We start from the raw sequence: 23713 nt of genomic DNA on the forward strand, positions 1-23713 counted from the left end.
TGGTTGCTTTAGCTATTTCCAGCACGTGCAAGGCAGCACTCCCGCGCAGTATAAAGAGCTTGACTCGCAGAGCTTGTTATCTTCACAAGCTGCTTTCACTCCTGTCTGCCATGTCTTCCCCAACGACTGACTCTGCCACATTTCAGGCTGCTGAGCTGCTGGGGCAGCTGTTTGATGGCCTACGCGCCTCCGGCTTCGGCGACTTCCCCGCACAGGACCGCGCCCTAGAGGAACTGCTGATGCGCGTGGCTTTCTGCTGCTTCGCACAAGACTCCGGTATTCTAGAAGAAGGTCAGTTTCGTAGTCTGCTGGAAAACCACACCCGCTCCGATGGCTCCGACACCGCCGCCCACCTGCACCAACTCTTCCAAACGCTGAGCCAGCCAGTGGCCAGCCGCCCGCCGCGGCTGCTACCCGCCCTGGCGGGCCTGCCCTACCTGGGCGGGGCGCTGTTTGGGCAAGTGCTGCCCCTGCCGGCCTTCACGGCCGAGCTGCGCGAGCGGCTGCTGGCTTGCGCACGCGGCGCCTGGGCGCACATCGCGCCGCCGGTGTTCATCGCGCTTTTTCAGGCGTTGCACGACCCCTACCAACGGCAGCGCCTGAACGACCACTACCTACCGGAGGCGGACATTTTCAAAGTCATTGGCCCGCTGTTTCTGGATGAGTTGCGCCAGGAGCTAACTCAGGCCGGCTCCGATGCCGACCGCCTCGACCGCCTGCACGCGCGCCTGGTGGCCCTCCGCTTGTTCGACCCCGCCTGCGGCAACGGTTCCTTCCTGGCAGGGGCCTACCGCGAGCTGCGCCTGCTGGAGCTGAAGCTGCTACAGGCCCACCTTGGCGCCCGCCTGCACGCCCTGCTGCCCCGCGTGCGGCTGAGCCAGTGCGCCGGCCTGGAAGCCGACCCGTTTGCAGCCCGCCTGGCCGAGCTGGCTCTGTGGCTGCTGGACCACCAGTTGAACCAGCACCTCGCCGCCGCACTTGGCCAGCCCAACCAGCGTCCGCCCCTGGCCGAAACCCTGCACTTGGTGCGCGGCGCCTCGCAGGAAGCGAACTGGGAAGAAGGCTTGCCGCCCATCGATTACCTCTTTGGCGACTTCCGCCGCAGCCGGCAGGGCATTCAGACGGACTGGCGCTTGGGCCGGCCCGAGGTCTGGTGGTCGCACTTCCAGGCGACTGGAGGCCTGGTGTGGGTGGCGCGCTACCTTGCCTACGAACCAAAAGCTCGCGCCGCATTTTTGCTACACAAAGACGATATGCAGGGCCCCTTGAACGCTGACATGTGGCGGGAAATGCAGCACGAGCACGGCGTAATTATCCAGTTTGCCCACCGCCCGTTTGCCAGCGGCCGGCTGCTCAGCCAGAAGACAGATGCGCGCAGTGTGGTAGTGGGCATCGGGCGGCAAGCCGGGGGGCCGAAACAGCTATTCGCCTACGATACGCCGACCGGCGAGCCCCGCCAGCAGCTAGTGCCCCGCATCAACCACTACCTGCTGGCCGCCTCCGAAGTATGGTTTGGCTACCGGCAGCAACCTCTGGCCAATGTGCCCGCGCTTGCGCGCAGTCACTACGCAGCAGCCAGACATGCTTTTGTGCTGGATGCGGACGCGCGCCGCGCCCTGCTAGCCCGACAACCGGCCGCTGCTCCTTACCTCTACCCCTTTGTACAAGGCATCACTTACCGCAATCCCCGGCCGCTGTGGCACCTGCCCCTGGCCGTGGCGCTGGCCCACGGCTGGGAACAGCTTCCTGGCCTAAACGCTATGTGGGAGGCCAAGCTTGAGTTTGAACGTAACTATCCACGGGTAGAGCTTCCTGAATTTGCCCAATCGGAGAAACTGACTGAGGGTAAAGGCCAACCTATTTCCAACTTTATAGTGTTGCCGGCGGGCATGCTCTCCGACAGTCCGTACCTTTCCGCGGTACTGTTGCCCGATGAGGCCGTTATTGATGGCTCGGTGGAATTCATTCCCCACGCCACGCCCTACCTGTTCGGGCTGATTCTTTCGGCCATGTTCGGCACCTGGGTGCGCCAGCTGTGCGGCAACTGGAAGTATGGCTACAAAAATCAAGGCCTGCTGACTTACCACAATTTCCCGTTTCCGCCAGCACCCACCCCGGCGCAGATGGCAGCCGTGGCCGCCGGAGTGGCCGCCGTGCAAGCCGCGCAAGGCCCCCAGCAGGGCCCTGGCCCGGTATACGACTATTGGGGCGAAACACTTTCGGCGGAGCGCTTGGCCGCAGCCGCCCAACTCGACGAAGCCGTAGACCGTTGTTTTCGCACCGAGCCCTTTGCCACGGAGCAGGAACGGCTGGAGTTTCTGTTTGCAGCTTTTCAGGAGCGGGCAGCAGCGCTCGGCGAGGCAGAGTAGCACCCGGTGGGCCAATGCCCCCACGCCCGTTGGTCTGTTCCAAAAATGCAAAATGCCCCGCGCACCTTGCGGCACGCGGGGCATTCTTATTGGCTTTAAGTGCGTACTAAAATCCGCGCCACTTAGCGCCGGCGGCGTGGCTTCTCGTCTTCCTCGTCCTCGTCGTCATCATCGCCGAAGCTGGGCATGGTGAACATCGACGACAGCAAGTCCTTGAACTGCGCGCCGGCCGTGAGGCGGTTGCGCGAAATCAGGCTGTGCTCGGCTAGGCCGTGGAGCAGGAATTCCATCAGGAAGTAGGTGTGCTCGGGCGTCTCGTTGGGGTGCAGCTCCTGCACGATGTCGCGCAGGCCGGGCACGTTGTCGAGGGCCTTTTTATACTCTTCGGTGCTGGCGTCATGCAGCAGGTCCAAGGTGTTGCCGTTGCCAAACCACTCCTGCACCGTTTTGTAGGGCGAAGGGCGGTTTTTGAGCTTTTTGGCCTTGTCGGGGTCGGGGAAGTAGTTCAGGAACAGCGTGCGAATGGCCTTGCCCATGAGCTTCTCGGCCACGATGCCGGCCCCCTCCTGCTCGCCCTCGTACACCAGCTCCACCTTGCCGGTCACGGCCGGCACGGCCGAAATGAAGTCGCCCAGGCGCACGTAGGTGTTGCTTTCGCCGTTGAGCAGCGCCCGGCGCTCGGCGCCCGCAATCACCTGCTCGTAGGCCGAGATGGTGAGGCGGGCCGACACACCCGACTTGGCATCCACGAACTCGGAGCCGCGGGCTTCTACAGCCACCTGCTCCACTAGGTCGTGGATGATTTCGTTGCTCGTCACCAGGCCGCGCTGCTCGTCTTTGATGCGGGCCTCCTGCTTGGTGATGCGCTTGCCGATTTCGATGCTCTTGGGGTAGTGCGTGATAATCTGCGCGTCAATACGGTCCTTGAGCGGCGTCACAATGCTGCCGCGGTTGGTGTAGTCCTCGGGGTTGGCCGTGAATACGAACTGGATATCGAGCGGCAGCCGCACCTTGAAGCCGCGAATCTGGATGTCGCCTTCCTGCAGGATGTTGAACAGCGACACCTGAATGCGGGCCTGCAAGTCGGGCAGTTCGTTGATGACGAAAATGCCCCGGTGGGCGCGCGGAATCAGGCCGAAGTGAATCACCCGCTCGTCGGAGTATGGTAGCTTGAGGGTGGCGGCTTTGATGGGGTCGGCGTCACCGATGAGGTCGGCCACGCTCACGTCGGGCGTAGCCAGCTTCTCGGTGTAACGCTCGTTGCGGTGCAGCCAGGCCACGGGCGTGTCGTCGCCCTTCTCGGCAATCAGGTTTTTGGCAAACACCGACAGCGGCTGCAGCGGGTCGTCGTTCAGCTCGGAGCCTGCCACCACGGGCGTGTATTCGTCGAGCAAACTCACGAGCAGACGCGCGATGCGGGTTTTGGCCTGGCCGCGCAAGCCCAGCAGGTTGATGTGGTGCCCGGCCAGGATGGCGCGCTGCAGTTCCGGAATCACGGTTTCGTCGTAGCCGAAGATGCCGGGAAATACTTCCTCTTTGTTTTTAAGCTTCTGAATCAGGTTTTCCCGGAGCTCTTGTTTCACGCTGCGGGGCTGATAACCACTGGCGCGAAGCTGGCCCAGGGTCTGGATGTTTTCGTGCTTCATAAAAGGCGTTGGTGGGAAACAGGCTTCCCAAGGTCTTTAACCGTGAAAGGGGGGCTGAGGTTCAGGCCCGGACCACGCCCGGCGACGAGCCTGCCGCTGCGCTAGTGGCGCAGCCGGAAAGCGAGGTACATGGTGCCGCCCACCTCGTCGTTCCAGCGCTGCAGAATGAGCAGCGGCTGGCCCGAATTGAAAGGGTCGCTGAAATAATAATAGTAAGTACCGGCGGGGTAAAAGTCGTACTGGGGCGCGGGCGGCAGGCACTTGCTACCGGGTCGGGGCCGAAACGTGAGGGTGCTATCTGTGACAGTACAGGAACCGTCGACTTTGCAAGCCGGAATTTCGGAGTCTTCGCTAACCGTTTTTGCCCAATGAGAACCAATAAACTGAAACTTTCCGTCCCGTAGCGTCACTATCGGTCGTTCGCGGTAGATGAAATAAGCCTTTAGGTCGATGCTGTCTGTCGTCCCCCGCCACTCAGCGGCCGGCGATATATACGAGTTGTTTTGCATGAAATGCGCTTGCCGCAACAAGCCCCGACGCACGAAGACCTGGTTTGTGCTTTTGGCAATTTCGGCCCGCATTTCCTTGAGAAAAACCGCCTTCTGCTCCTGTTCTGCCGCAGTCAGGGAGGCCAGATAGGCCGCCCGGTTGAGGGCCAGGCTGCGCCGCACCACTTCCGAAGTCGTGTCCTGTGTAAAATTCAATTCATAAAAGCCTGATGGGCCCCAGTTGCGCGAGCCACGGGCCAACACCCGGTCGCCGTCGGCCCACACGCGGGTGATGTATAGTTCGTTCGCACTTGCCAAGTAGCCGTGCCAGGGAACAGTGATGCGGTCGCGCACCTCAAATACTCGCCAGGTAGCACCCCCGTCTTCCGTCTTCAGCACCAGCCGGCTGGTGAACTGAACCAGCAGCCGGGAACCGGCGCAAGTAACGGATGTTAGTTGCCCCAGGTGGCCGAGCAGCAATTTCGGCCGTTGCCCGCGCTCGGCGGCCCGGAGCACGTCCGCCCGCCCGGGTTCGTACGTCCGCGCTTGCCGAACCCGTTCGCTGTAGCGCACCGTGAGCAGCGGGCAGGTGAGCAGGGAGTCGGGCGGAATACGCTCTGCCAAAGGAGACTGCGCGAGCGGCGCTGTCGTGATGCGGTCGGGGCGGCCGGCCGGATTGCGAAAAAAATCCCAGCCGCTATTCACAATGCGGCCCCCTACCACGCGCACATTCAGCAAGGGCAGATAAGCTGCCGGCACCCAAAATCGGCCGGGGCTGAACGGAATGGAATCGACGCGCAGCACCTCGGAGCCGAAGGCGTTCAGCCCGTAAATGCGCATCGTGTCGGCACCGTGCACCACGTTCACGGCAAAATCCGGGGGCACGATTCCGCCGCCTGGCGTGGGCACGGCCGCGTAGGCACGGTAGCCGTCGCGGCCCTCCTGCCGAAAAGCAGGCGCAAAATCATAGCCCAGCCTCCGGCGGTCACGCAGTTCTTCGGGCGTGGCTGGCTGCCAGCTTGGAAAGCAGCGGTAGTCTGAACGGTTGGGTTCTACCAGCCGGCCATGCGGGTCGAACAATCGAAATCGCAGCTCGCCACCCCACGGCCCGGGCTGGGCCAAGCCGCGCCAAGCCCACGTGATAAAAAGTAGCAGCAACCAGCTTTTTTTCATGGATTGAATATAGCTGCCGCTCTCGCTGCACTACAGCGTCTTGCGGCGGTTCTTCTTGAATCCCTCGAACACCAGGTGGCCCAGCCTTTCAAGCCAGAATAGTTGCCCTTGCCCTGGTTCACTTCGGTAAATTCCTCCACGAACTTTTGCAAATAAGGGTCGGAGGTAATCATTTAGGTGGTGATGGGGATTTTGACGCGGCGGGCGGCGGTCAGGGGATTTGATTACTACCTTCCTATCTAGACCGAAGCTAGTTTTTTAGCAGTCGCCGGATTCTTTTAGAAAGGTCAGTTTGCCGTGGGCAATCAAGAACATCCTTCGCTGGCACGCGTCACTGACGCACCATCGAAGAAGGTACCGAATGGCCATCGCCGGGGCTGCGTGGGAGGGGCATGCCCCCGCCAGTTCGTTGAACGGAATCGTTAGGGCAGTACCGGCGTCCTCTGGGCAGGTCGCGCGCCCCTTCATTCAGGATAATCGGGCATAGGCCACAAATCAACAAGCAATTGCAACAGCCGCGAAAGGATAAACGCTGCCCACGGCCGTGTTTTGCAGCAACCTAACACCCACTTCGCTTATGCGCCGCGCTCACTTGCTCCTCCCCTTCCTCTGCCTGCTTGGCCTCGCTAGCCACGCCCAGGCTCCCCTCGCCCAGTGGCACCACCTCGACCCGACCGCCGACCACGTCATGGGCATCAGCACCGACCGGGCGTATGAACTGCTGCGCACCCTGCCGAACAAGCCCGCAGCCAAGCCCATCATCGTGGCGGTGATTGATGGCGGCATCGACACGGCACAGGTAGACCTGCGCCACGTCCTGTGGCACAACCCGAAGGAAATTCCTGCCAACGGCCGCGACGATGACCACAACGGCTATGCCGACGACGTGTACGGCTGGAACTTTACCGGCGGGGCCGACGGCCGCAACGTTTTCCGCAACCAAAAAGAGGAAACGCGCCTCTACGCCCGCCTCCGGCCGCAGTACGAGCACCAAACCCTGGCCATCGTGCCGCCTGGCAAAAAGGATGAATTCCGCCTATATGAACAGGCGAAGGAAGCTTATACCACCAAGCGGGCGGCGGCCGAGGCCGATTACGAAGACGACGCGCGCGAACTCACCAAAGACTTGGCCAACGTAGCCACCCTGCGCCGGGCCTACGGCGTGGCGGTGGTCGATTCGGGCCGCCTGCGGCAGCCGCCCGCCGATACGGCGCTCACCCGGCTGGCGGCGCGGTACTACCAAGCGGTGCGGGGCAAATTCGCCAACCTCGACTCGCTCACCAACCAGTACCGTAGCTACAACGCCAAGCTAAAGCAGGTTCTCGACTGCGAATACAACCTGGCCTACAACCCCCAGCCGCTGGTGGGCGACCATCCTGCCGACCTCGCGGAGCGCCAGTACGGCAACCCCAACGTGAAGGCCGACCCACGCGACCACGGCACCGAGCACGGCACCCACTGCGCAGGTATCATCGCCGCCGACCGCGCCAACAACCTCGGCGTGCGCGGCATTGCCGAGCAGGTGCGCATCCTGAGCGTGCGGGCCATCCCGATGGGTGACGAGCGCGACAAAGACGTGGCTAACGCCATCCGCTATGCCGTCGACAACGGCGCCAGTATCATCAGCATGAGCTTCGGCAAATATTTTTCGCCTGAGAAAAATGTGGTGGACGAAGCCATGCGCTACGCCGATAAGAAAGGCGTGCTGCTGGTGCACGCCGCCGGCAACGACCACCTCAGTGTCGACTCCACTACCCAATACCCCAGTCCACGCTTTCTCAACGGTCAGCCCATCCCAAACCTGATAACGGTGGGTGCCAGCGCCCGCACCAACGACGAACAGCTGGTAGCCAAATTTTCCAATTACGGCCGAGCGGTGGACGTATTCGCACCCGGCGTCGATGTGGTGTCGACCTACCCCAACGACCAGTATCGGCCCGGCAGCGGTACCAGCATGGCCACGCCTGTGGTGGCCGGCGTGGCGGCCGTGCTGAAAGTCAATTTTCCGCAGCTCACCCCAGCCGACCTCAAGCGCATTATTCTGGCCTCGGCCGCGCCGGTACATACGCAGGTGCGCAAGCCCGGCACCAAGCAGTTGGTCGATTTCGCCACGCTTTCGCGCACGGGCGGCATCGTCAATTTGTATGAGGCCGTGCGGCTGGCCAGCGCTGTGCCAGTGCCGGCCGCTCCCATCAGCGCGCAGGCCCGCCGCGGCAAATAGCTGTTATTCAGCCGCGCAAACGTAAAAGCGCCGCCGTAGTCTTGGTGCTAAGGCGGCGCTTTTACGTTTGCGCGGCTGAAAAATTACAGCGTCTTGCGGCGGTTCTTCTTGTAATCCTCAAACACCAGGTGGCCCAGCCCTTTCAGGCCTGAGTAGTAAGCTTTGCCCTGGTTCACCTCCGTGAATTCTTCCACGAACTTCTGCAGGTAAGGGTCGGAGGTAATCATGAAGGTGGTGATGGGAATCTTGACGCGGCGGGCGGCGGCGGCCAGGTTCAGGGTCTTGTTCACCACTTTGCGGTCAAGGCCGAAGGCGTTTTTGTAGTAGCCATTGCCTTCTTTCAGGCAGGTGGGCTTGCCGTCGGTAATCATGAAAATCTGCTTGTTGGGCGTTTTGCGCTTGCGCAGCAGGTCCATGGCCAGTTCCAGGCCAGCCACGGTATTGGTGTGGTAGGGGCCCACTTGCAGGTAGGGCAAATCCTTCACCTCAATCTGCCAGGCGTCGTTGCCGAACACGATGACGTCGAGGAAGTCTTTGGGGTACTTCTGCTTCACCAGCTCGGCCAGGGCCATGGCCACTTTCTTGGCCGGGGTGATGCGGTCCTCGCCGTAGAGTATCATCGAGTGCGAGATGTCAATCATCAGCACGGTGCTGGTCTGGCTCTTGTGCTCGTTTTCGCGCACTTCCAGGTCGCCCTCGGTCAGCATGAAGTTGTCGCCGTCCATGCCGTGATTCAGCTGGGCATTGCGGATGGACTCTGACATCTGAATCTGCTCCAGCGAGTCGCCAAAGCGGAATTCGCGCAGGTCGGTGCTTTGCTCGTCGCCCTGCCCGGTGTGCGGGGTGCGGTGGTTGCCGGTGCTGCTCTTTTTCAGCTTGCCGAAAATTTCCTCCAACGCCGACTTGCGGATGCCCTGTTCGGTTTTGGGCGTAATCTTGAATTCGCCCTTTTCCTGCTCGTTCTCATCGATGTAACCCTTTTTCTTGAGGTCATCGATGAAATTGCCCATGCCGTAATTGTCGTCGGTGAGGCCATACTGCTTATCCAGCTCGTTGAGCCAGGACAGGGCCTCACCCACGTCGCCAGAAGTGATGGTGACGAGCTGCATGAACAGCTTAAACAACGACTCAAAGCCCTTTTCGGGCTGGTCTTCGGGCACAAAATCGCGGAAGCGGAAGCCAACGGCCATAAGAATAGGAATACGGGATAAGGAAGGAGGTATAGAGGCTTGCCGCCAGACCGCCCGGCTCAGAAAACACCGCGGGCCCGCTTTATGTTCAGGTCTACAAGTTGCTTAGGCCTTTTCCCCTATCCCTAATTCCCTGTTCCCCCTTCCCACCCATGAAAGCCATCTGGAACAACACCGTCGTGGCCGAAAGCGACGACACCATCGTGGTCGAAAATAACCACTATTTCCCGGCCAATGCCATCAAAAAAGAGTTTTTTGAGGACAGCATTGCCCACACCACCTGCCCCTGGAAAGGCCGCGCCAGCTATTACTCCCTGCGCGTGAACGGCGAGCTCAACAAGGACGCCGCCTGGTACTACCCCGAAACGAAAGACGCCGCCAAGAATATCGAAGGCCGCGTGGCGTTCTGGAAAGGCGTGCGGGTGGAGCAGTAAGCCACAGACCGACTGAAGGCGGGCCTCCTACTAGCGTGACTGTCATCCTGAGCGCAGCGAAGGACCTTACCATGCTAGAACATTCTAACGTGGCAAGGTCCTTCGCTGCGCTCAGGATGACAGACGATTGCACTACTGTTTGCCCTCTTTCTACTCTTCGCCTGCGGCCACTTCCTCCACGCCTTCCTCTATTTTCTCTTCGGCTTCTTCGTGGTCGTCGGCGTCGGCTTGCTCCAACTCCTTTTCCTGCTCGTGCCAGCCGGTGGGCTCGTAGCTGAGGCGGATGTAGATGGGGTAGTGGTCGGAGCCGATATGGGTGAGGCGCTTGATTTCCTGCAGGCGGAAGTGCGCGGAGTGAAACACGTGGTCGAGGGGCCAGCGCAGCAGCTTGTAGTCGGCGTGGAAGGTGGGCAGCAGACCGCGCCCGATGCGCGGGTCGAGCAGGCGCGAAAGCCGCCGGAACAGCTCGGAAGTGTGCGACCAGGCCACGTCATTAAGGTCGCCGGCCACGATGGTGGGCCCGTCGTGGTGCTGAATGACCTTGCCCACCACCAGCAGCTCGGCGTCGCGCCGGGCGCTCGATTTTGACTCCTGCGGGGCCGGCGGCTTGGGATGCAAAAAGTGCAGGTTGACCGTGACGCCGCTGGGCAGCCGGACGCAGCCGTGAAACGAGGGAATGTCGGGGTCGAGGATGTAGCGAATCTGCGGCTCGATGAGCGGCAGGCGCGAAAACACCAGCATGCCGTAGGTGTTGGCCAGCGGGGCGTGGCAGGTGTAGGGGTAGTCCTTGGTGATGCCTGCCATCTGGCTCAGCCACCACTCGTCGGTTTCGACGGCCAGCACGATGTCGGGTTGCAAATGGCGCACGTGGCCCAGGCAGCGCGAGGCGTCGCGGTTGTACATCAGCACGTTGGCTACCATCAGGCTGAGGTGGTAGTCGTGGTCGTCGTCGGGGCGGCTGGCGTCGGCCACTTGCTTGCGGTGCAGCGGCGTGTAGGGCCAGATGCGGCTGAACTGGTACACCACCGCCACGGCCAGGCTCACCACAAACACGTCGTGGCCGAAGCTGCGCGGCGTGGGCAGTGCCAGCACCGCCACCAGACTCAACAGCAGCACGGCCACGATTTGCAGGCGCGGGAAGTCACAGATGCGAATCCACCAGGCCGTCTGGCGCAGGATGGGCAGCAGCGTGACGAGCAGGCCTGCGCCCCCCACTATCCACACCACCCAGTGGGCAACGGTTAGCAGGCCAGAAAGAAATAAGGGCATGAATGCGGAATAGGGTGGGATTATTGGGGCAAATAAATTGCGTTACTGTCATCCTGAGCGCCGCGAAGGACCTTCTCACGCCAGAAACCATTCGTTTTCTAACGTGAGAAGGTCCTTCGCGGCGCTCAGGATGACAGATTGGAATCTACACATCGTCCTGAAAGCCGCCTTTGCGCAGCTCCTCAATGGTGCGCATCACCCGGTCTTTGAGCGTGTTGCGGTGTTTCTCCAGCGAGTCGTTCAGGCGGGCGTTGTTCAGGGCCAGGATTTGAATGGCCAGGATGGCGGCGTTGGCGGCGTTGTCGAGGCCCACGGTGGCCACGGGCGTGCCAGCCGGCATCTGAATCATGCTCAGAATGGAATCGAGCCCCTGAATGGACAGCGAGCTGTTGATGGGCACCCCAATGACGGGCAGCGTGGTGAAGGCTGCCACCATGCCCGGCAGGTGGGCCGCCCCGCCCCCGCCACAAATCAGCACGCGTAGTCCGCGCTTGCGGGCACTTTCGGCGTATTCCACCATGCGGTGCGGGGTGCGGTGCGGCGAAACAAGCGTGATGTCGTAGGGCACGTTGAACTGCCGGAGCAGCTCGGCGGCGGCCGACATGATTTTCAGGTCCGATTTCGAACCCATGATGATGCCCACGATGGGGTTTTCGGTGGTGGGCCGGTCGGCCTCGGTGCCGCCCGCGGCGGCTGCTGAATCGGGAATCATATGACGGGGAAGCGGAAAAAGGCAGCACAGTCCGGCTAATACCAGGTTTTTGGCGCCGTTGCGGCGGCAAAATAGGGTTTTCTGGCCGGTTCGGCCCATTCCCTACCTTTGCGCGCATGGAAATTCTGCTCGCTACGTTCACCACCCTTTTTTCCGTCGTCAATCCGTTCGGAGCGATGCCGGTTTTCCTCACCCTCACCGCCGACGACCGCGCCTCCGAGCGGGCCCGCACGGCCCTGCGCGCCTGCATCTACATGGTGGCGGTGCTGAGCGTGGCCTTTTTCGGCGGGCAGTACATCCTCAACTTCTTCGGCATCAACATCCAGCACCTGCGCATTGCGGGCGGCATCCTGCTCATGCGTTCGGCCTTTGAGCTGCTCACGCCCGGCGGCAACCGCGACCGGGTGGGCCCCGACGCCCTCGAAGAAAGCAAGCACAAAGACGACATCAGCTTCACCCCGCTGGCCATGCCCATGCTCTCGGGCCCGGGTTCCATGGCCATTTGCATCGGCCTCATCCGCCCCACTTACGTCGACAAGGCGCTGACCGTGCTGGGCTTCGCGCTGGTAGCACTTGCGGCTTTCATCATTCTGCTGTTTTCGCTGCGCCTCACACGGATACTGGGCAAGCCCGGCATGGCGGCCATGTCGCGCATCATGGGTTTTCTCACGCTGGCCATTGGGGTCAACTTCCTGGCCACGGCCGTGGCGGCGCTTTTTCCGGGGCTCACGCGGTAGCACTTTGAACGTCATGCAGAGCGCAGCGAAGCATCTCGCATGCGCAATGCAATTTTTTCGATTGGTTTAGTTAAGCACGCGAGATGCTTCGCTGCGCTCTGCATGACGGGCTTCTAGGCTGATTATACAATCAACTTATAGCCAATGCCGCGGATATTCACAATCTGCACCTGCGGGTCATCTTTGAGGCAGCGACGGAGGCGGGTGATGAACACGTCGAGGCTGCGGCCGTTGAAAAACGAGTCGTCGCCCCACAGCTCTTTCAGCACCGCGGGGCGCTCCAGCACCTGGTTGCGCTGGTCGTGAAGGCGCTTGAGCAACTCGGCTTCGCGGTTGGTGAGGGTTTCCTCGTGGGCGTCGAGACGAAGTTTTTGCTTGGGGTAGTCGAACTGGTAGCGGCCGATGGCGAGCGGGCCGCCGGGCGCCGGCGCCGCTACGGGCTGCCGCGCCAGCTGCGCTTTGATGCGCACAATCAACTCATCCATGCTAAAGGGCTTTTTCAGATAGTCGTTGCCGCCCAGCTCGAAGCCGCGCACCACGTCGGCCGTTTGCGAGCGGGCCGTGAGGAAAAGTATGGGCACCGTGGCGTTTTCGCGCCGGATTTGCTCGGCCAGGGAGAAGCCGTCGAGCTTGGGCATCATCACGTCGGCCACCACCATGTCGGGGCACTGCAACCGAAACAGCTGCAGGCCGGCTTCGCCGTCGGCGGCCAGCTGCACGGTGAAGCCCCGGCTTTCGAGACTGTCTTTAACAATGAGGCCGAGCGAGGGCTCGTCTTCGATGAGGAGGATGGTGGGCATAAGCTAATGCGGGTAACCTCACCCCCGGCCCCTCTCCATGGGGAGAGGGGAGCCACGGCGGCGGGGCATTACAAAAATCTAAACCTCAATCACGAAAAGTCATTAGGCTCCCCTCTCCCCAAGGAGAGGGGCCGGGGGTGAGGTTTTTGCCGTCAGGTCTTTGATTCCTGCGGAATCAAAACATCAAACCGACTCCCCCGCCCCGGCTCGCTGTGCACGGTGATGCGGCCGCCGTGGCGTTCCACCACTTGCCGCACGTAATACAGGCCCAGGCCGAATCCCTTCACGTTGTGCAGGTTGCCGGTGGGCACCCGGAAGAACTGGTCAAAAATAGCTTCCTGGTAGGCGGGCGCGATGCCAGGGCCGTTGTCGGCCACGCTCAGGTGCCAGCCGGCCGCCGACTGCCAGCTGCGGATGGTGATGGCCACGGCTTCGCCAGCGTATTTAATGGCGTTGTCGATGAGGTTGTTGATGACGTTGCCCAGGTGCAGCGGGTCGGCTTGCACCGGGCCGGCGGGCGCGGCCTGTACGTCGAAGGCGACGGGCTTGGCGGCCTGCAATTGGTGCCGGGCCACAATCTCGTTCACCAGTTCGGCCGGCTGCACGGGCTCGGGCCGCAGCGCCAGCGGCTGGCGCTCGTCGGCGGCGATGTTGAGCACTTTTTCTACCAAATCAGACAGGCGCTGCAGCTCGGTGCGCGAGATGCTCAGGTAGGCCTGGGTTTTGGCGGGGTCGTTGAGGGCCCCAAAATTTTGCAGGGCTTCCACGGCGGCCGACACTGTGGCCAGCGGCGTTTTCAGCTCGTGCGTCATGTTGTTGATGAAATCGTTCTTGACGTCGGAGAGCTTTTTCTGCCGCAGAATCGTGCTCAGCATCAGCCAAAAGCAGCCCGTGGTGAGCGCCAGCAGCAGCACCGAGCCAGCCAGCAACCCGCCCATTGCCCGCAGGATGTAGGACGTGGGCGGCTGAAACGAGGCGCGCACATACAGCTCCCGAAACGGATTGAGTGAAACTGGCGGGGTTTTAACCGTGTAGCCCGCCCGCGTAGGGAGGCGGTCGAAGGCCGCGGACGGGCTGGCGCCGGCCCGACGCAGCGGCAGGCTCATCGTGTCGAGCACGAGCGTAGCATCGGCGCCGCGCAGGCGCAGCTCGCGGTGGTAGTTGGCAGACAGCTGGCGCAGGTTCACGGGCTTGCCGCCGGCCCAGTTATTGATAATCAGTCGGGAAAGCTTCCGCGCCAGGGTGTCGGAGGCACCGGACGGGACTGCTCCGGACTGGTCGAGGCGCTGCACCCGAATTTCCTTCACGTTGCTCAAATCCAAACCGGCCGGCACGCCATTGGGCTCCACTGCGCGCTGCACCAGCACATCGGGCCGGGCGCGGTGCGCGGTGTCGTCGCCCTTGCCCTGCCGCACCACCACGCGGTTGAAATGTCCCTCCTCGTCGGTATTTTGAAACACCATGATGCGGCCTTTGGCGCCGTGGTCGCGCTCGACAAACTGCCGGGCTAGGTCGAGCTGCTGGCGCTGCACCACACTGGCCAGGGCCTCGCGCGCGGTGCGGGCAAACTGGCTGGCCGTGAGTTGGTACGTGTTGTAAAGCCAATACGCCTGAAAGCCGTTGATGCCCACCATGCACGCCACCATGAGCCAGAAAATGGAGCGAATGCGGCGTTTCATGGACGTGAGCTAAAAAGTGGGCCTTGGCTCAACAAAAGTACGGGCTTTGCCAGGCCATTTGCGGCCCTTAACACTATTTAACACACAATAACAGTACTTTACAAAAGAATGCCGGTGCTTTGCAGTGTTCCATTCAACATCTGCTCAGCCCATGAAAAGTTCTGCAAAAAACCTGTTCCTGACCCTCACCCTCGGCCTGCTGGCCACCGGTGCCGCCCTAGCCCAAACCAGCGGCCGCATCAGCTACGAAGCCACCCAGCGCGTCGACCTCAGCAAGGTGCACATCGTGATAAATGGCCAGCAGGTTAAGCCCGGCAGCCCCGATTTCCCGGCCGACATTCCCGAGACCCGCTCCTTCGGCCTCAACCTGAGCTTTGCGGGTCCGGCGGGCAAGGAAGAGCGCGAAGGCGGCGGCATGACCATGCGCACCGTGACAATGAACGGCGACGGTCCCGCCGCAGCCCCACAAATGACCAACTTCGCCCGGCCCTTCGAGGAAGCCACCTACCTCGACCTGGCCAACCGCGCCACCACCACGGTGCTCACCGTGAAGAAGGACGATGCCTCCACCACCTACCGCGCCGACGCCCCCGTGCCCGCCCCCACCGGCTGGAACCTCACCGGACAAACCAAGAAAATAGCCGGCTACACCTGCCGCAAGGCCACCGTGCCCTACAAGAAGGAAACCTACACCGTGTGGTACACCACCGACCTGCCTTTCACCTACTCGCCGGTGCGCGAGCTGACGCCCGACAAGGGCGTGGTGCTGGCCCTGGAAAGCGAGCAGGAGCAATACCGCGCCGCCAAAGTGGACCTGAAGCCCGTGCCCGCCGCTGAGGTGCAGCCCGTGGCCACGGCTCAGAAAGTAACGCCCGCTGAGCTGAAAGACCTGCGCGAAAAGACCCTGGCCGATTTCCGCCAGAAGATGATGGAAGGCGGCGGCATGCGCTTCAACCGCAACTAGGCCGGCCATGCGTTTGCTTTTTTTACTGAGCTTGCTGCTCGGGCTGGCCGCGGCTGCCCGGGCCCAAACCACCGCGCCCGCCCGCTCGGTGCTGGGCTCCATCAGCGGCACGCTGGCCGATTCGGCCACCGGCAAGCCGCTGCGCGAGGCCTCGGTTTCGCTCACGCTGGCGCGCGATTCCAGCTACGTCACGTTCGGCATCACCGACGGCGACGGGCGTTTTGTGCTGCGCAGTGTGGCCCTGGGGCGCTATGTGGTGCAGGTGTCGGCGCTTGGCTACCGGACGCGGCGCGTGCCGGTGGCCGTCACGGCCGCTGCCCCCGCTCCTTTCCTGGGCACTTTGCGCCTGGGCGCCCTCAGCCAGAAGCTGAGCGAAGTGGTGGTGACGCAGGAGCGCGCCCCGGTGAGCGTGAGCGGCGACACCATTGCCTTCAACGCCAATTCCTTCAAAACCCAGCCCAACGCGGCGGTTGAGTCGCTGCTGAAAAAGCTGCCGGGCGTGGAAGTAGACCGCGACGGCAGCATCCGGGCGCAGGGCCAGGCCGTGAACCGCGTGCTGGTGGACGGCAAACCCTTCTTCGGCGACGACCCCAAAATGGCTACCAAAAACCTGCCCGCCGACATCATCGACAAAGTGCAGCTCTACGACCAGCAGAGCGACCAGTCGTCCTTCTCCGGCATCGATGACGGCAACCGCCAGAAGACGCTGAACCTGGTGACCAAGCGCGACAAGCGCAAGGGCTACTTCGGCACCGAGGCTGCGGGCGTGGGCACCGACAGCCGTTATCAGGCCCGCCTCGGCCTCAACCGCTTCAACAACGGCCGCCAGATTTCGGCCCTGGCCCAGGCCAACAATGTCAACCAGCAAGGCTTTGCCGATGAGGGCGGCCCGGCCGCAGCAAGTTTTGGACCGGCAGCGGGCGGCCCCAGTGGCGGCGGGGCAGTCATACGCATGGGCGGAGGGGGTCGTCAGAACGCGCTGGGCAGCAACAACACCCAGCCCACCAGCATTACCGAGAGCGGCGCGGTGGGCCTCAACTACCGGGATGCCTGGGGCAAGCGCGCCGAAGTGGCTACCAGCTACCTCGCCAGCCGAGCCACCGTGACGACGGACCAGCAGCTGCGCCGCGAGAACGTGGCTGGCCTCACCGGCACCGAAACCGGCCCGCCCCTCGTCACCGACCAAAGCCTGTTTAACCGCAGCACCACCAGCAGCCACCGCTTCAACATGCGGCTCGACTACGTGCTCGATTCGCTCACCTCGCTGCGCTTTACGCCCTACGCCTGGTGGCAGGGCAATGACCTGGCCCGCCAGAACAGCCAGCAGTCCAGCCTCGGTGGCCGCGTGCTCAACCAAGGATTGAACGGCTACACGGCCACTACCACCAACCCCAATGCGGGCGGTAACTTCCTGCTGATGCGGCGCTTCGGCAAGCCCGGCCGTTCGTTCTCGGCCAACCTGAAGTCGACGCTGAGCGACCAGGACGCGACGGCCTTCAACCAAGCCACCAACACGTTTTTCGACGCTGGCGGCGTGCCCACCGTGCAGCGGCTCAACCAGCGCATTGAGCAGGCCACGCCTACCCGCAGCAATGTGCTGAGCCTGTCCTACGTGGAGCCGCTGAGTTTGCGCACCAAGCTGGAAACGCACTACGCCTTCAATGATTCGCGCAACGACGGCCGCCGCCTCACCACCGATTTCAACGAAGCCACCCAGCAATACGACCTGCTGAACCCAGCGTTGAGCAACGAGTTTACCAGCCGCTTCCAGGCCAATCGGGCCGGGCTCACGCTGCAGAAGAAACGCCTGCGCTACACGGTAGGGCTGGGCCTGGATGCCCAGCAGGCCGATTTGCGGGTGCGCAACCTCTCGGCCGACACCACCGTGGACCGCCGTTTCACCAGCCTGCTGCCCAACGCTCTCTTCACCTACAACGGCAGCCGCAGCCGCTCGCTGCGCCTCAACTACCGCACCCGCCTCAACGCACCCACCGCCGCGCAGCTTCAGCCCGTGCGCGACAACTCCAACCCGCTCAGCATCCAGGCCGGCAACCCGAATCTGCGGCCCGAATACGTGCAAACACTGACGGCCAACTTCTCGCAGTTCAACGCCAGCACCAATCGCAGTGTGTTTGCCGTGCTCAGCGCCAGCCGCGTCGACGACCGCATCGTGTCGGCCACCACCTTCAACACCCGTGGCGTGCAAATTACCCGGCCCGTGAACGCCGACGGCTTCTACAGCGTGAACGGGTTTTTCTCGCTTGGCCAGCGGTTGAGCAAGCGTAAAATTAACCTTAGCCTGAGCACCAACAGCAGCTTTGTAAAGTCGCCCAGCCTGGTAAACGGCGTGCTCAACACCAGCCGCACCTGGAGCCTGGGCCAGGGCGCCAGCGCCAATTCGGCCTTTAACGAGCAGCTTGAGTTCGGTTTCAGCGCCAACATTACCTACCAAAACGCCCGATACTCCCTCCTGCCCAACCAAAACACCGACTACCTCACCCAAACCCTAACGGCCGATATCTTCTACCAGCTGCCCGCCCGCTTCGTGCTCACCTCCGACGTGTGGCTGAACAACAACACCGGCCGCGCCGCCGGCTATAACCAGCGTCTCGTGCTCTGGAACCTGGGCCTCGCGCGCCAATTTTTCGCCAACAAACAAGGCGAGCTCAAGCTCCAAGCCTACGACGTGCTGAACCAAAACCGCAGCGTGGTGCGCAACACCACCGAAACCTACGTGGAAGACGTTCGCAGCCGCATTCTGCAGCGGTACTTTCTGCTCAGCTTCACGTATAACCTGCGCCAGTTCGGGAAGTAGGTTGCGGCTTACCATTAATAATGAGGAACGTCATGCAGAGCGCAGCGAAGCATCTCGCTTGTCACCACTAATTCAATCGTTGTAACTACCTTATTTACTGCAACACGCGAGATGCTTCGCTGCGCTCTGCATGACGTTCCTCATTACTCCTCTATCCTCTTCTTTCTTCTGCAAACAGGGCAATGCGAATGAATAGATAATGTTTATGATATATCATAAACATTGCTTTATCTTTGCACTGTATGCTGAACTCCATCATCTTTTACTCGCTCGACAAGGCCATTCGCAGCTACCGGCGCATGGCTCAGGCCAACATCGACCGGGCTGGCCTCGACATCACGGTCGACCAGTGGCTGGTGCTGCGGGTGCTGCTGGAGCACAACGACCTCACCCAGCAGGACATCGCCGAGCGGGTGTTCAAGGACCAGGCCTCGGTGGCGCGCATGCTAGCTTTGCTCGTGAAACGCGGTCTGCTGTCGGCCATCCCGCTGCCCCACGACGGCCGCCGCACCCAGCTCCGGGTGAGCGCGCAGGGCCATCAAATGCTCGAGGCCGTGCAGCCCATTGTGCTCGACAATCGGGCTGTGGCCCTGGCCGGCATCGGCGAAGACGAGCTAGCGGTGCTGCGGCAACTGCTGGAGCGCATCGCCCTGAACTGCACTCCGGTAAGCAATTAGTTTTTAATTCTTACAACGACCTGCGTTGCAGCAAAATTTTTCGTTTCAAAGCAACCTTGATGACATGTCATAATCTTTTGCTCAACTGAGCAAATCCGTTTTCCAACCTCACCTTTTTTCTGCAAATCATTTTTCTGCTCTTCTGTATGAAAACCTTCCTTTTTTCTGCTTCTCCCCTGCTAGTAGCAAGTCTGCTCGCGGGTGCTCACCAAGCCCACGCCCAGGCGCCCACCGACGTGCGTGGCACCGTGCAAAGCACTGGCAATAGCCCCATCGAGTTTGCGACGGTGACCCTGCACCGGGCCAAAGACTCGACGGTGGTGAAAACCGAGTTTAGCGACGCCAAGGGCCTTTTTCAGTTTGAGCGGGCCGCAGCGGGGCGCTACCTCGTGTCGGCGGCGCAGGTGGGGTTTGAGCGACGGTGGTCGACGCCGTTTGAGGTGGCCGGGCAGGCCGTGGAACTGCCAGCCATGGTGCTGGCCACCAGCGCGGCCACTCAGCTCAAGGAAGTGAAAGTGGTGGGCCAGAAGCCGCTGTACGAGCGCGAGGCCGACCGCACCATTGTGAACGTGGAGGGCTCGACCCTAGCGGCCGGCAATACCTCGCTGGACGTGCTGCGCCGCTCGCCCGGCGTGACGGTGGATGGCAACGATAACCTGGCCCTGCGCGGCCGCCAGGGTGTTTTGGTGCTCATCGATGGCAAGCGCCAGCCCATGACGGGCACCGAGCTGGCCGAGTACTTGCGCGCCCTGCCCGCCGAGCAACTCAAAAGCATCGAGCTGATTACCAACCCGCCGGCTAAGTACGACGCCCAGGGCGGCGCTGGCATCATCGCTATCAACCTCAAAAAAGACCAAAAGCTCGGCACCAACGGCAGCCTGAACCTGACCTATGGCCGCGGTGAATACAACCGCTACACCGGTGGCTTGAGCTTGAATCACCGCGAAAAAAATCTCAATCTGTTTGGCTCCTACAACTACTCCGACCGGTCGTTTTATAACACCCTGACCCTGCACCGGGAATTTTATGGGCCCGCTACCGGGGGCAGCCGCCAGCTCATCAGCACTTCTGACCAGGACAACCGCCAGCCGGTGCAGGCGTGGTCGCACAGCTGGCGCGGCGGGCTGGACTACAACCTGTCGGACAAAACCACGATTGGGGCCGTGGTGAGCGGCCTCAACAACCGCAACACCCCCGCCGGCACCAGCCAATCGGTGGTGTACGACCTGCAGCGCAACCAGGAGCTCCGCTACAACGCCATCAACACCGGCGAAAATCACCTCGACAACTTCGCTGCCAACCTCAACTTCCGCCGCACATTCGCCAATGCCTTCGGCACGCAGGAGCTGACGGCCGATGCCGACTACGCCAGCTACCACAGCCAGCGCGACCAGCTGCTGCAAACGTATTTCGTGAGCGAGCCCGCCCTGGCCAACAGCCTGGACCAGGACGGGCGCCTGACCATCCAATCGGTGAAGGCCGACTACACGCAGGCCCTGAGCAAGCAGTTGCGGCTGGATATGGGCGCAAAGTCGAGCTTGGTAAAAGCGGATAACGACCTCAAAAACTTCACCAACGGGCAACTGGACTTGACCCGCTCGAACCGCTTCCGCTACGACGAGAACATCAACGCGGGCTACGTGAACCTGAACTACAGCCAGCCCAAACTGACGCTGCAGGTGGGCCTGCGTGGCGAGCAAACCAACGCCACAGGCCTGCAGGACCGCGAAGTGGAGTACAAAGACTTCAAGCGCAATTACTTCCAACTGTTTCCGAGCGCGGCCATCAAGCGCCAGTTCTCGGAAAACCACGAGCTGGCCGTGTCGCTGAGCCGGCGCATCGACCGGCCGGGGTATCAGCAGCTCAACCCCTTCCGCCAGCTCATCGACCGCACCACCTCGCAGGGCGGAAATCCCAACCTGCTGCCCCAAACCAGCTACAACGTGGAGCTGACGCACACCTTCAAGCAGAAATACAGCCTGGGCCTGAGCTACAGCCGCACCAGCGCCCCCATTGTGGGCACCGTGGAGCCTGAGCCGGGAAGCACGGTGATTTCCACCTACCGCAACCTCGATTTGCAGCACTACTACGCCCTCACCCTCACTACCCCGGTGGACATCACCAAATGGTGGAAAACCTACAACAACGCCGTGTTCTACTACAACCGCTTTAATGGCGCCGTGGCTGGCACCAACCTCGACCGCGGCGGCGTCAGCCTGAACCTTACCTCGAATCACACCTTCACCTTCGGCAAAGGCTGGGGCGCTGAGCTGAGCGCCAGCTACGACTCGCGGCAAGTAGACGGTTTCTTCGTGTCGCGCCCAAACGGGGAGGTGGGCGCCGGCGTGCAAAAGAGCCTCTGGGAGCGTAAAGCCACTCTGAAACTGGCCGTGAATGACATTTTCTTCTCCCGAGTGGGTCGGGTCACGTCTACTTATGACAACTACGTGGAGCGTTTCGTCATGCGCCGCGATTCCCGTTTCGTCAACCTGACTTTTGGCTACCGTTTCGGCAACGACAAGCTGGCGCCCACGCGCCGCCGCAGCGGCGGAGCCGAGGACGAGAAGCGCCGCGCGGGGTAGGTTTAAGTAGCCGATTTGACCGTCATGCCGAGCGCAGCCGAAGCAGCTCGCGTGCGCCGTTTGTCATGCTGACGAAGGAAGCATCTTATCACTGCTGAACGTTAATTGTTCGAGATTGATAAGGTCCTTCGCATGCTCAGGATGACAGACGGCGCACGCGAGATGCTTCGACTGCGCTCGGCATGACGTTCTATTTTATTCTATTATCCTACCCGTCTGGCTCCCGACGTACCTTTGTCGTTCCTTATGCTGAAAAACGACCTTTTCCTCCGTGCTGCCCGTGGCGAAGCCACCGAGCGGACGCCTGTGTGGCTGATGCGCCAGGCTGGCCGCATCCTACCCGAATACCGCGCCCTGCGCGCCCGCCTCTCCGGCTTCAAGGAGCTGGTGGAAACGCCCGACCTGGCCGCCGAAGTCACCATCCAGCCCATCGACGCGCTGGACGTGGACGCCGCCATCATCTTCTCCGACATTCTGGTGGTGCCCGACGCCATGGGCCTGCCCTACGAAATGGTAGAAGCCCGCGGCCCGCTGTTTCCCAACGTCATCAAGTCGGCCGCCGATGTCGACAAGCTGCGTATCCCCGACCCCGAGGAAGGCCTCGGCTACGTGCTCGAAGCCCTGCGCATCACCAAAAAAGCGCTGAATGGCCGCGTGCCCCTCATCGGCTTCGCCGGCGCGCCCTTCACCATCCTGGCCTACATGGTGGAAGGCCACGGCTCCAAAACATTCAGCAAGGCCCGCGCCATGCTCTACCGCGAGCCCGCCCTGGCCCACCGCCTGCTGGCCAAAATAACGGCCACCACTATTGCCTACCTCAAGGCCCAGGTGGCGGCCGGCGCCCAGGTGGTGCAGGTATTCGACTCCTGGGCCGGCATCCTGCCGCCCGCGCACTACACCGAGTTTTCGGCCCGCTACATTCAGGAAATCACCGAGGCTCTGGCTCCGCTCGTGCCCGTTACGGTGTTTGCCAAGGGTGCCTGGTGGGCCGTGCCCGAGTTTGCCGCCATGCCCTGCCGCACCATTGGGCTCGACTGGAACCAGGACCCGGCTCAGGCCCGCCAGCAAGCCGGCGACAAAACCCTGCAAGGCAACCTCGACCCCTGCGCCCTTTACGGCACCCGCGAGCAGGTGAAAGCTGCCACCGAAGCCATGCTGCGCCAGTTTGCCGGCGGCCCCCACATCGCCAACCTTGGCCACGGTGTGTACCCCGACACCGACCCGGACAACGTGCGCGTGTTCGTGGACACGGTGAAGGCGTGGCGGGGGTAGTTAGCAAATCTATCCAATGACTCCGGAGAACTATCTCGGAACTGACTTTTAATTAAATGCTCCCTTGCCAGAAGCTGAGCGACTTCATTTCATAGGTTTGCTGCAAGGTCCCACTCCTGATGATTACCTGAAATTCATGGAGCGTCACAATGGTGGCGAAGGCCCCATTGGCAACGAAAGCTACTTGGCGTTATTCAGGCTCGATGCAGTTCCTGAATACAATACAAGTCTTAAAGACCTGTATTCAATCACCAACTACACTGTTTTTGCTTCCGATGGCGGCAATGCGATTTTTGCATTTAACAGAGCTGGGGAAGTCATAGAGTTTGATTTAATTGGCCTTGGGCCCGACGAAGCAATCAAGCATGGAGACAGTTTCCTGAGTTTTCTGAAGCTACTTCCATAAACCCAGAATCGACTCTTCATTTTCGCTTATTTCCCGCCCCATGACTGCCACCTTTAGCCCCGTCTTTTACCTCACCCTGGCCCTGCTGCTGGCGCTGCTGGTGTTCATGTGGCGCTGGTACCTGCGTCGGTCCGAGCGCTCGACTGTCGAAACCGTGATGGTGGTGCTTGTGACGCTGGGCAGCCTCTCGCCTTTGTTTTTCCTGGCTTATCTGATGCTGGTTCGCCGCTAGTAAAACGACGTAGGGACGGGGTGCCCCCTGCCCATCGTTGAACGGCA

At 61.6% G+C, this 23713-nt stretch carries 18 protein-coding genes; 11 read left to right on the forward strand and 7 right to left on the reverse strand.

Annotated features, from left to right (window positions below; translation table 11 throughout):
- Positions 1-110 precede the first annotated feature (110 nt).
- On the forward strand, positions 111-2369 hold the full coding sequence (locus tag I2I01_RS03340) for a DNA methyltransferase (protein WP_196284993.1): 2259 nt from the start codon (positions 111-113) through the stop codon (positions 2367-2369).
- 122 nt (positions 2370-2491) lie between these two features.
- Here I2I01_RS03340 and I2I01_RS03345 read toward each other — a convergent pair whose 3' ends face one another.
- On the reverse strand, positions 2492-4015 hold the full coding sequence (locus tag I2I01_RS03345) for a sigma 54-interacting transcriptional regulator (RefSeq protein ID WP_196284994.1): 1524 nt from the start codon (positions 4013-4015) through the stop codon (positions 2492-2494).
- 101 nt (positions 4016-4116) lie between these two features.
- Positions 4117-5676, reverse strand: coding sequence for a hypothetical protein (locus I2I01_RS03350; protein WP_196284995.1), 1560 nt, complete (start codon positions 5674-5676; stop codon positions 4117-4119).
- A 577-nt stretch (positions 5677-6253) separates the two neighbouring features.
- On the opposite strand from I2I01_RS03350, the gene I2I01_RS03355 reads away from it, so the two are divergent.
- The gene (locus I2I01_RS03355) at positions 6254-7897 is read left to right on the forward strand and encodes a S8 family serine peptidase (RefSeq protein WP_196284996.1); all 1644 of its coding nucleotides are present in this window, start codon (positions 6254-6256) and stop codon (positions 7895-7897) included.
- An 83-nt stretch (positions 7898-7980) separates the two neighbouring features.
- On the opposite strand, the gene I2I01_RS03360 is transcribed toward I2I01_RS03355, so the two are convergent.
- Positions 7981-9087, reverse strand: a complete 1107-nt coding sequence (locus I2I01_RS03360; protein ID WP_196284997.1) for a vWA domain-containing protein — start codon at positions 9085-9087, stop codon at positions 7981-7983.
- 152 nt (positions 9088-9239) lie between these two features.
- Here I2I01_RS03360 and I2I01_RS03365 point away from each other — a divergent pair, with 152 nt between their 5' ends.
- Positions 9240-9521: a DUF427 domain-containing protein gene (locus tag I2I01_RS03365; RefSeq protein WP_196284998.1), complete on the forward strand. Its 282-nt coding sequence runs from the start codon at positions 9240-9242 to the stop codon at positions 9519-9521.
- A gap of 150 nt (positions 9522-9671) precedes the next feature.
- Here I2I01_RS03365 and I2I01_RS03370 read toward each other — a convergent pair whose 3' ends face one another.
- Positions 9672-10790, reverse strand: coding sequence for an endonuclease/exonuclease/phosphatase family protein (locus I2I01_RS03370; RefSeq protein WP_196284999.1), 1119 nt, complete (start codon positions 10788-10790; stop codon positions 9672-9674).
- A gap of 145 nt (positions 10791-10935) precedes the next feature.
- Complete coding sequence (gene purE, locus I2I01_RS03375) at positions 10936-11421, reverse strand: 5-(carboxyamino)imidazole ribonucleotide mutase (protein WP_230678907.1); 486 nt, start codon at positions 11419-11421, stop codon at positions 10936-10938.
- A 197-nt stretch (positions 11422-11618) separates the two neighbouring features.
- Here purE and I2I01_RS03380 point away from each other — a divergent pair, with 197 nt between their 5' ends.
- Complete coding sequence (locus I2I01_RS03380; RefSeq protein WP_196285001.1) at positions 11619-12239, forward strand: MarC family protein; 621 nt, start codon at positions 11619-11621, stop codon at positions 12237-12239.
- 122 nt (positions 12240-12361) lie between these two features.
- Here the strand turns inward: I2I01_RS03380 and I2I01_RS03385 are convergent, their stop codons facing one another.
- Together I2I01_RS03385 and I2I01_RS03390 are read right to left on the reverse strand one after the other, a co-directional pair.
- Complete coding sequence (locus I2I01_RS03385) at positions 12362-13039, reverse strand: response regulator transcription factor (RefSeq protein ID WP_196285002.1); 678 nt, start codon at positions 13037-13039, stop codon at positions 12362-12364.
- Positions 13040-13191: 152 nt separating this feature from the next.
- Complete coding sequence (locus I2I01_RS03390) at positions 13192-14718, reverse strand: sensor histidine kinase (protein WP_196285003.1); 1527 nt, start codon at positions 14716-14718, stop codon at positions 13192-13194.
- 151 nt (positions 14719-14869) lie between these two features.
- Here I2I01_RS03390 and I2I01_RS03395 point away from each other — a divergent pair, with 151 nt between their 5' ends.
- From I2I01_RS03395 to I2I01_RS03425, 7 genes are all read left to right on the forward strand, one after another.
- Complete coding sequence (locus I2I01_RS03395; RefSeq protein ID WP_196285004.1) at positions 14870-15682, forward strand: GLPGLI family protein; 813 nt, start codon at positions 14870-14872, stop codon at positions 15680-15682.
- Positions 15683-15689: 7 nt separating this feature from the next.
- The gene (locus I2I01_RS03400) at positions 15690-18497 is read left to right on the forward strand and encodes an outer membrane beta-barrel family protein (protein ID WP_196285005.1); all 2808 of its coding nucleotides are present in this window, start codon (positions 15690-15692) and stop codon (positions 18495-18497) included.
- Positions 18498-18739: 242 nt separating this feature from the next.
- Positions 18740-19174: a MarR family winged helix-turn-helix transcriptional regulator gene (locus tag I2I01_RS03405; protein ID WP_196285006.1), complete on the forward strand. Its 435-nt coding sequence runs from the start codon at positions 18740-18742 to the stop codon at positions 19172-19174.
- Positions 19175-19320: 146 nt separating this feature from the next.
- Positions 19321-21756, forward strand: coding sequence for a TonB-dependent receptor domain-containing protein (locus I2I01_RS03410; RefSeq protein WP_196285007.1), 2436 nt, complete (start codon positions 19321-19323; stop codon positions 21754-21756).
- A 246-nt stretch (positions 21757-22002) separates the two neighbouring features.
- Positions 22003-23028 (forward strand): uroporphyrinogen decarboxylase, encoded by a 1026-nt coding sequence (hemE, locus tag I2I01_RS03415; RefSeq protein ID WP_196285008.1) that lies wholly within the window; start codon positions 22003-22005, stop codon positions 23026-23028.
- Between the two features lie 64 nt (positions 23029-23092).
- Positions 23093-23434 (forward strand): SMI1/KNR4 family protein, encoded by a 342-nt coding sequence (locus I2I01_RS03420; protein ID WP_196285009.1) that lies wholly within the window; start codon positions 23093-23095, stop codon positions 23432-23434.
- A 40-nt stretch (positions 23435-23474) separates the two neighbouring features.
- On the forward strand, positions 23475-23666 hold the full coding sequence (locus tag I2I01_RS03425; protein ID WP_196285010.1) for a hypothetical protein: 192 nt from the start codon (positions 23475-23477) through the stop codon (positions 23664-23666).
- The last annotated feature ends 47 nt before the right edge of the window (positions 23667-23713 follow it).

Source organism: Hymenobacter properus, from assembly GCF_015694735.1.
Taxonomy (GTDB): Bacteria; Bacteroidota; Bacteroidia; order Cytophagales; family Hymenobacteraceae; genus Hymenobacter; species Hymenobacter properus.

Excerpts from the sequence above, each read along its gene's own strand:
- I2I01_RS03340 (WP_196284993.1), top strand. The coding sequence starts at position 111 with ATGTCTTCCCCAACGACTGACTCTGCCACATTTCAGGCTGCTGAGCTG.
- I2I01_RS03345 (WP_196284994.1), bottom strand. The coding sequence starts at position 4,015 with ATGAAGCACGAAAACATCCAGACCCTGGGCCAGCTTCGCGCCAGTGGT.
- I2I01_RS03350 (WP_196284995.1), bottom strand. The coding sequence starts at position 5,676 with ATGAAAAAAAGCTGGTTGCTGCTACTTTTTATCACGTGGGCTTGGCGC.
- I2I01_RS03355 (WP_196284996.1), top strand. The coding sequence starts at position 6,254 with ATGCGCCGCGCTCACTTGCTCCTCCCCTTCCTCTGCCTGCTTGGCCTC.
- I2I01_RS03360 (WP_196284997.1), bottom strand. The coding sequence starts at position 9,087 with ATGGCCGTTGGCTTCCGCTTCCGCGATTTTGTGCCCGAAGACCAGCCC.
- I2I01_RS03365 (WP_196284998.1), top strand. The coding sequence starts at position 9,240 with ATGAAAGCCATCTGGAACAACACCGTCGTGGCCGAAAGCGACGACACC.
- I2I01_RS03370 (WP_196284999.1), bottom strand. The coding sequence starts at position 10,790 with ATGCCCTTATTTCTTTCTGGCCTGCTAACCGTTGCCCACTGGGTGGTG.
- purE (WP_230678907.1), bottom strand. The coding sequence starts at position 11,421 with ATGGGTTCGAAATCGGACCTGAAAATCATGTCGGCCGCCGCCGAGCTG.
- I2I01_RS03380 (WP_196285001.1), top strand. The coding sequence starts at position 11,619 with ATGGAAATTCTGCTCGCTACGTTCACCACCCTTTTTTCCGTCGTCAAT.
- I2I01_RS03385 (WP_196285002.1), bottom strand. The coding sequence starts at position 13,039 with ATGCCCACCATCCTCCTCATCGAAGACGAGCCCTCGCTCGGCCTCATT.
- I2I01_RS03390 (WP_196285003.1), bottom strand. The coding sequence starts at position 14,718 with ATGAAACGCCGCATTCGCTCCATTTTCTGGCTCATGGTGGCGTGCATG.
- I2I01_RS03395 (WP_196285004.1), top strand. The coding sequence starts at position 14,870 with ATGAAAAGTTCTGCAAAAAACCTGTTCCTGACCCTCACCCTCGGCCTG.
- I2I01_RS03400 (WP_196285005.1), top strand. The coding sequence starts at position 15,690 with ATGCGTTTGCTTTTTTTACTGAGCTTGCTGCTCGGGCTGGCCGCGGCT.
- I2I01_RS03405 (WP_196285006.1), top strand. The coding sequence starts at position 18,740 with ATGCTGAACTCCATCATCTTTTACTCGCTCGACAAGGCCATTCGCAGC.
- I2I01_RS03410 (WP_196285007.1), top strand. The coding sequence starts at position 19,321 with ATGAAAACCTTCCTTTTTTCTGCTTCTCCCCTGCTAGTAGCAAGTCTG.
- hemE (WP_196285008.1), top strand. The coding sequence starts at position 22,003 with ATGCTGAAAAACGACCTTTTCCTCCGTGCTGCCCGTGGCGAAGCCACC.
- I2I01_RS03425 (WP_196285010.1), top strand. The coding sequence starts at position 23,475 with ATGACTGCCACCTTTAGCCCCGTCTTTTACCTCACCCTGGCCCTGCTG.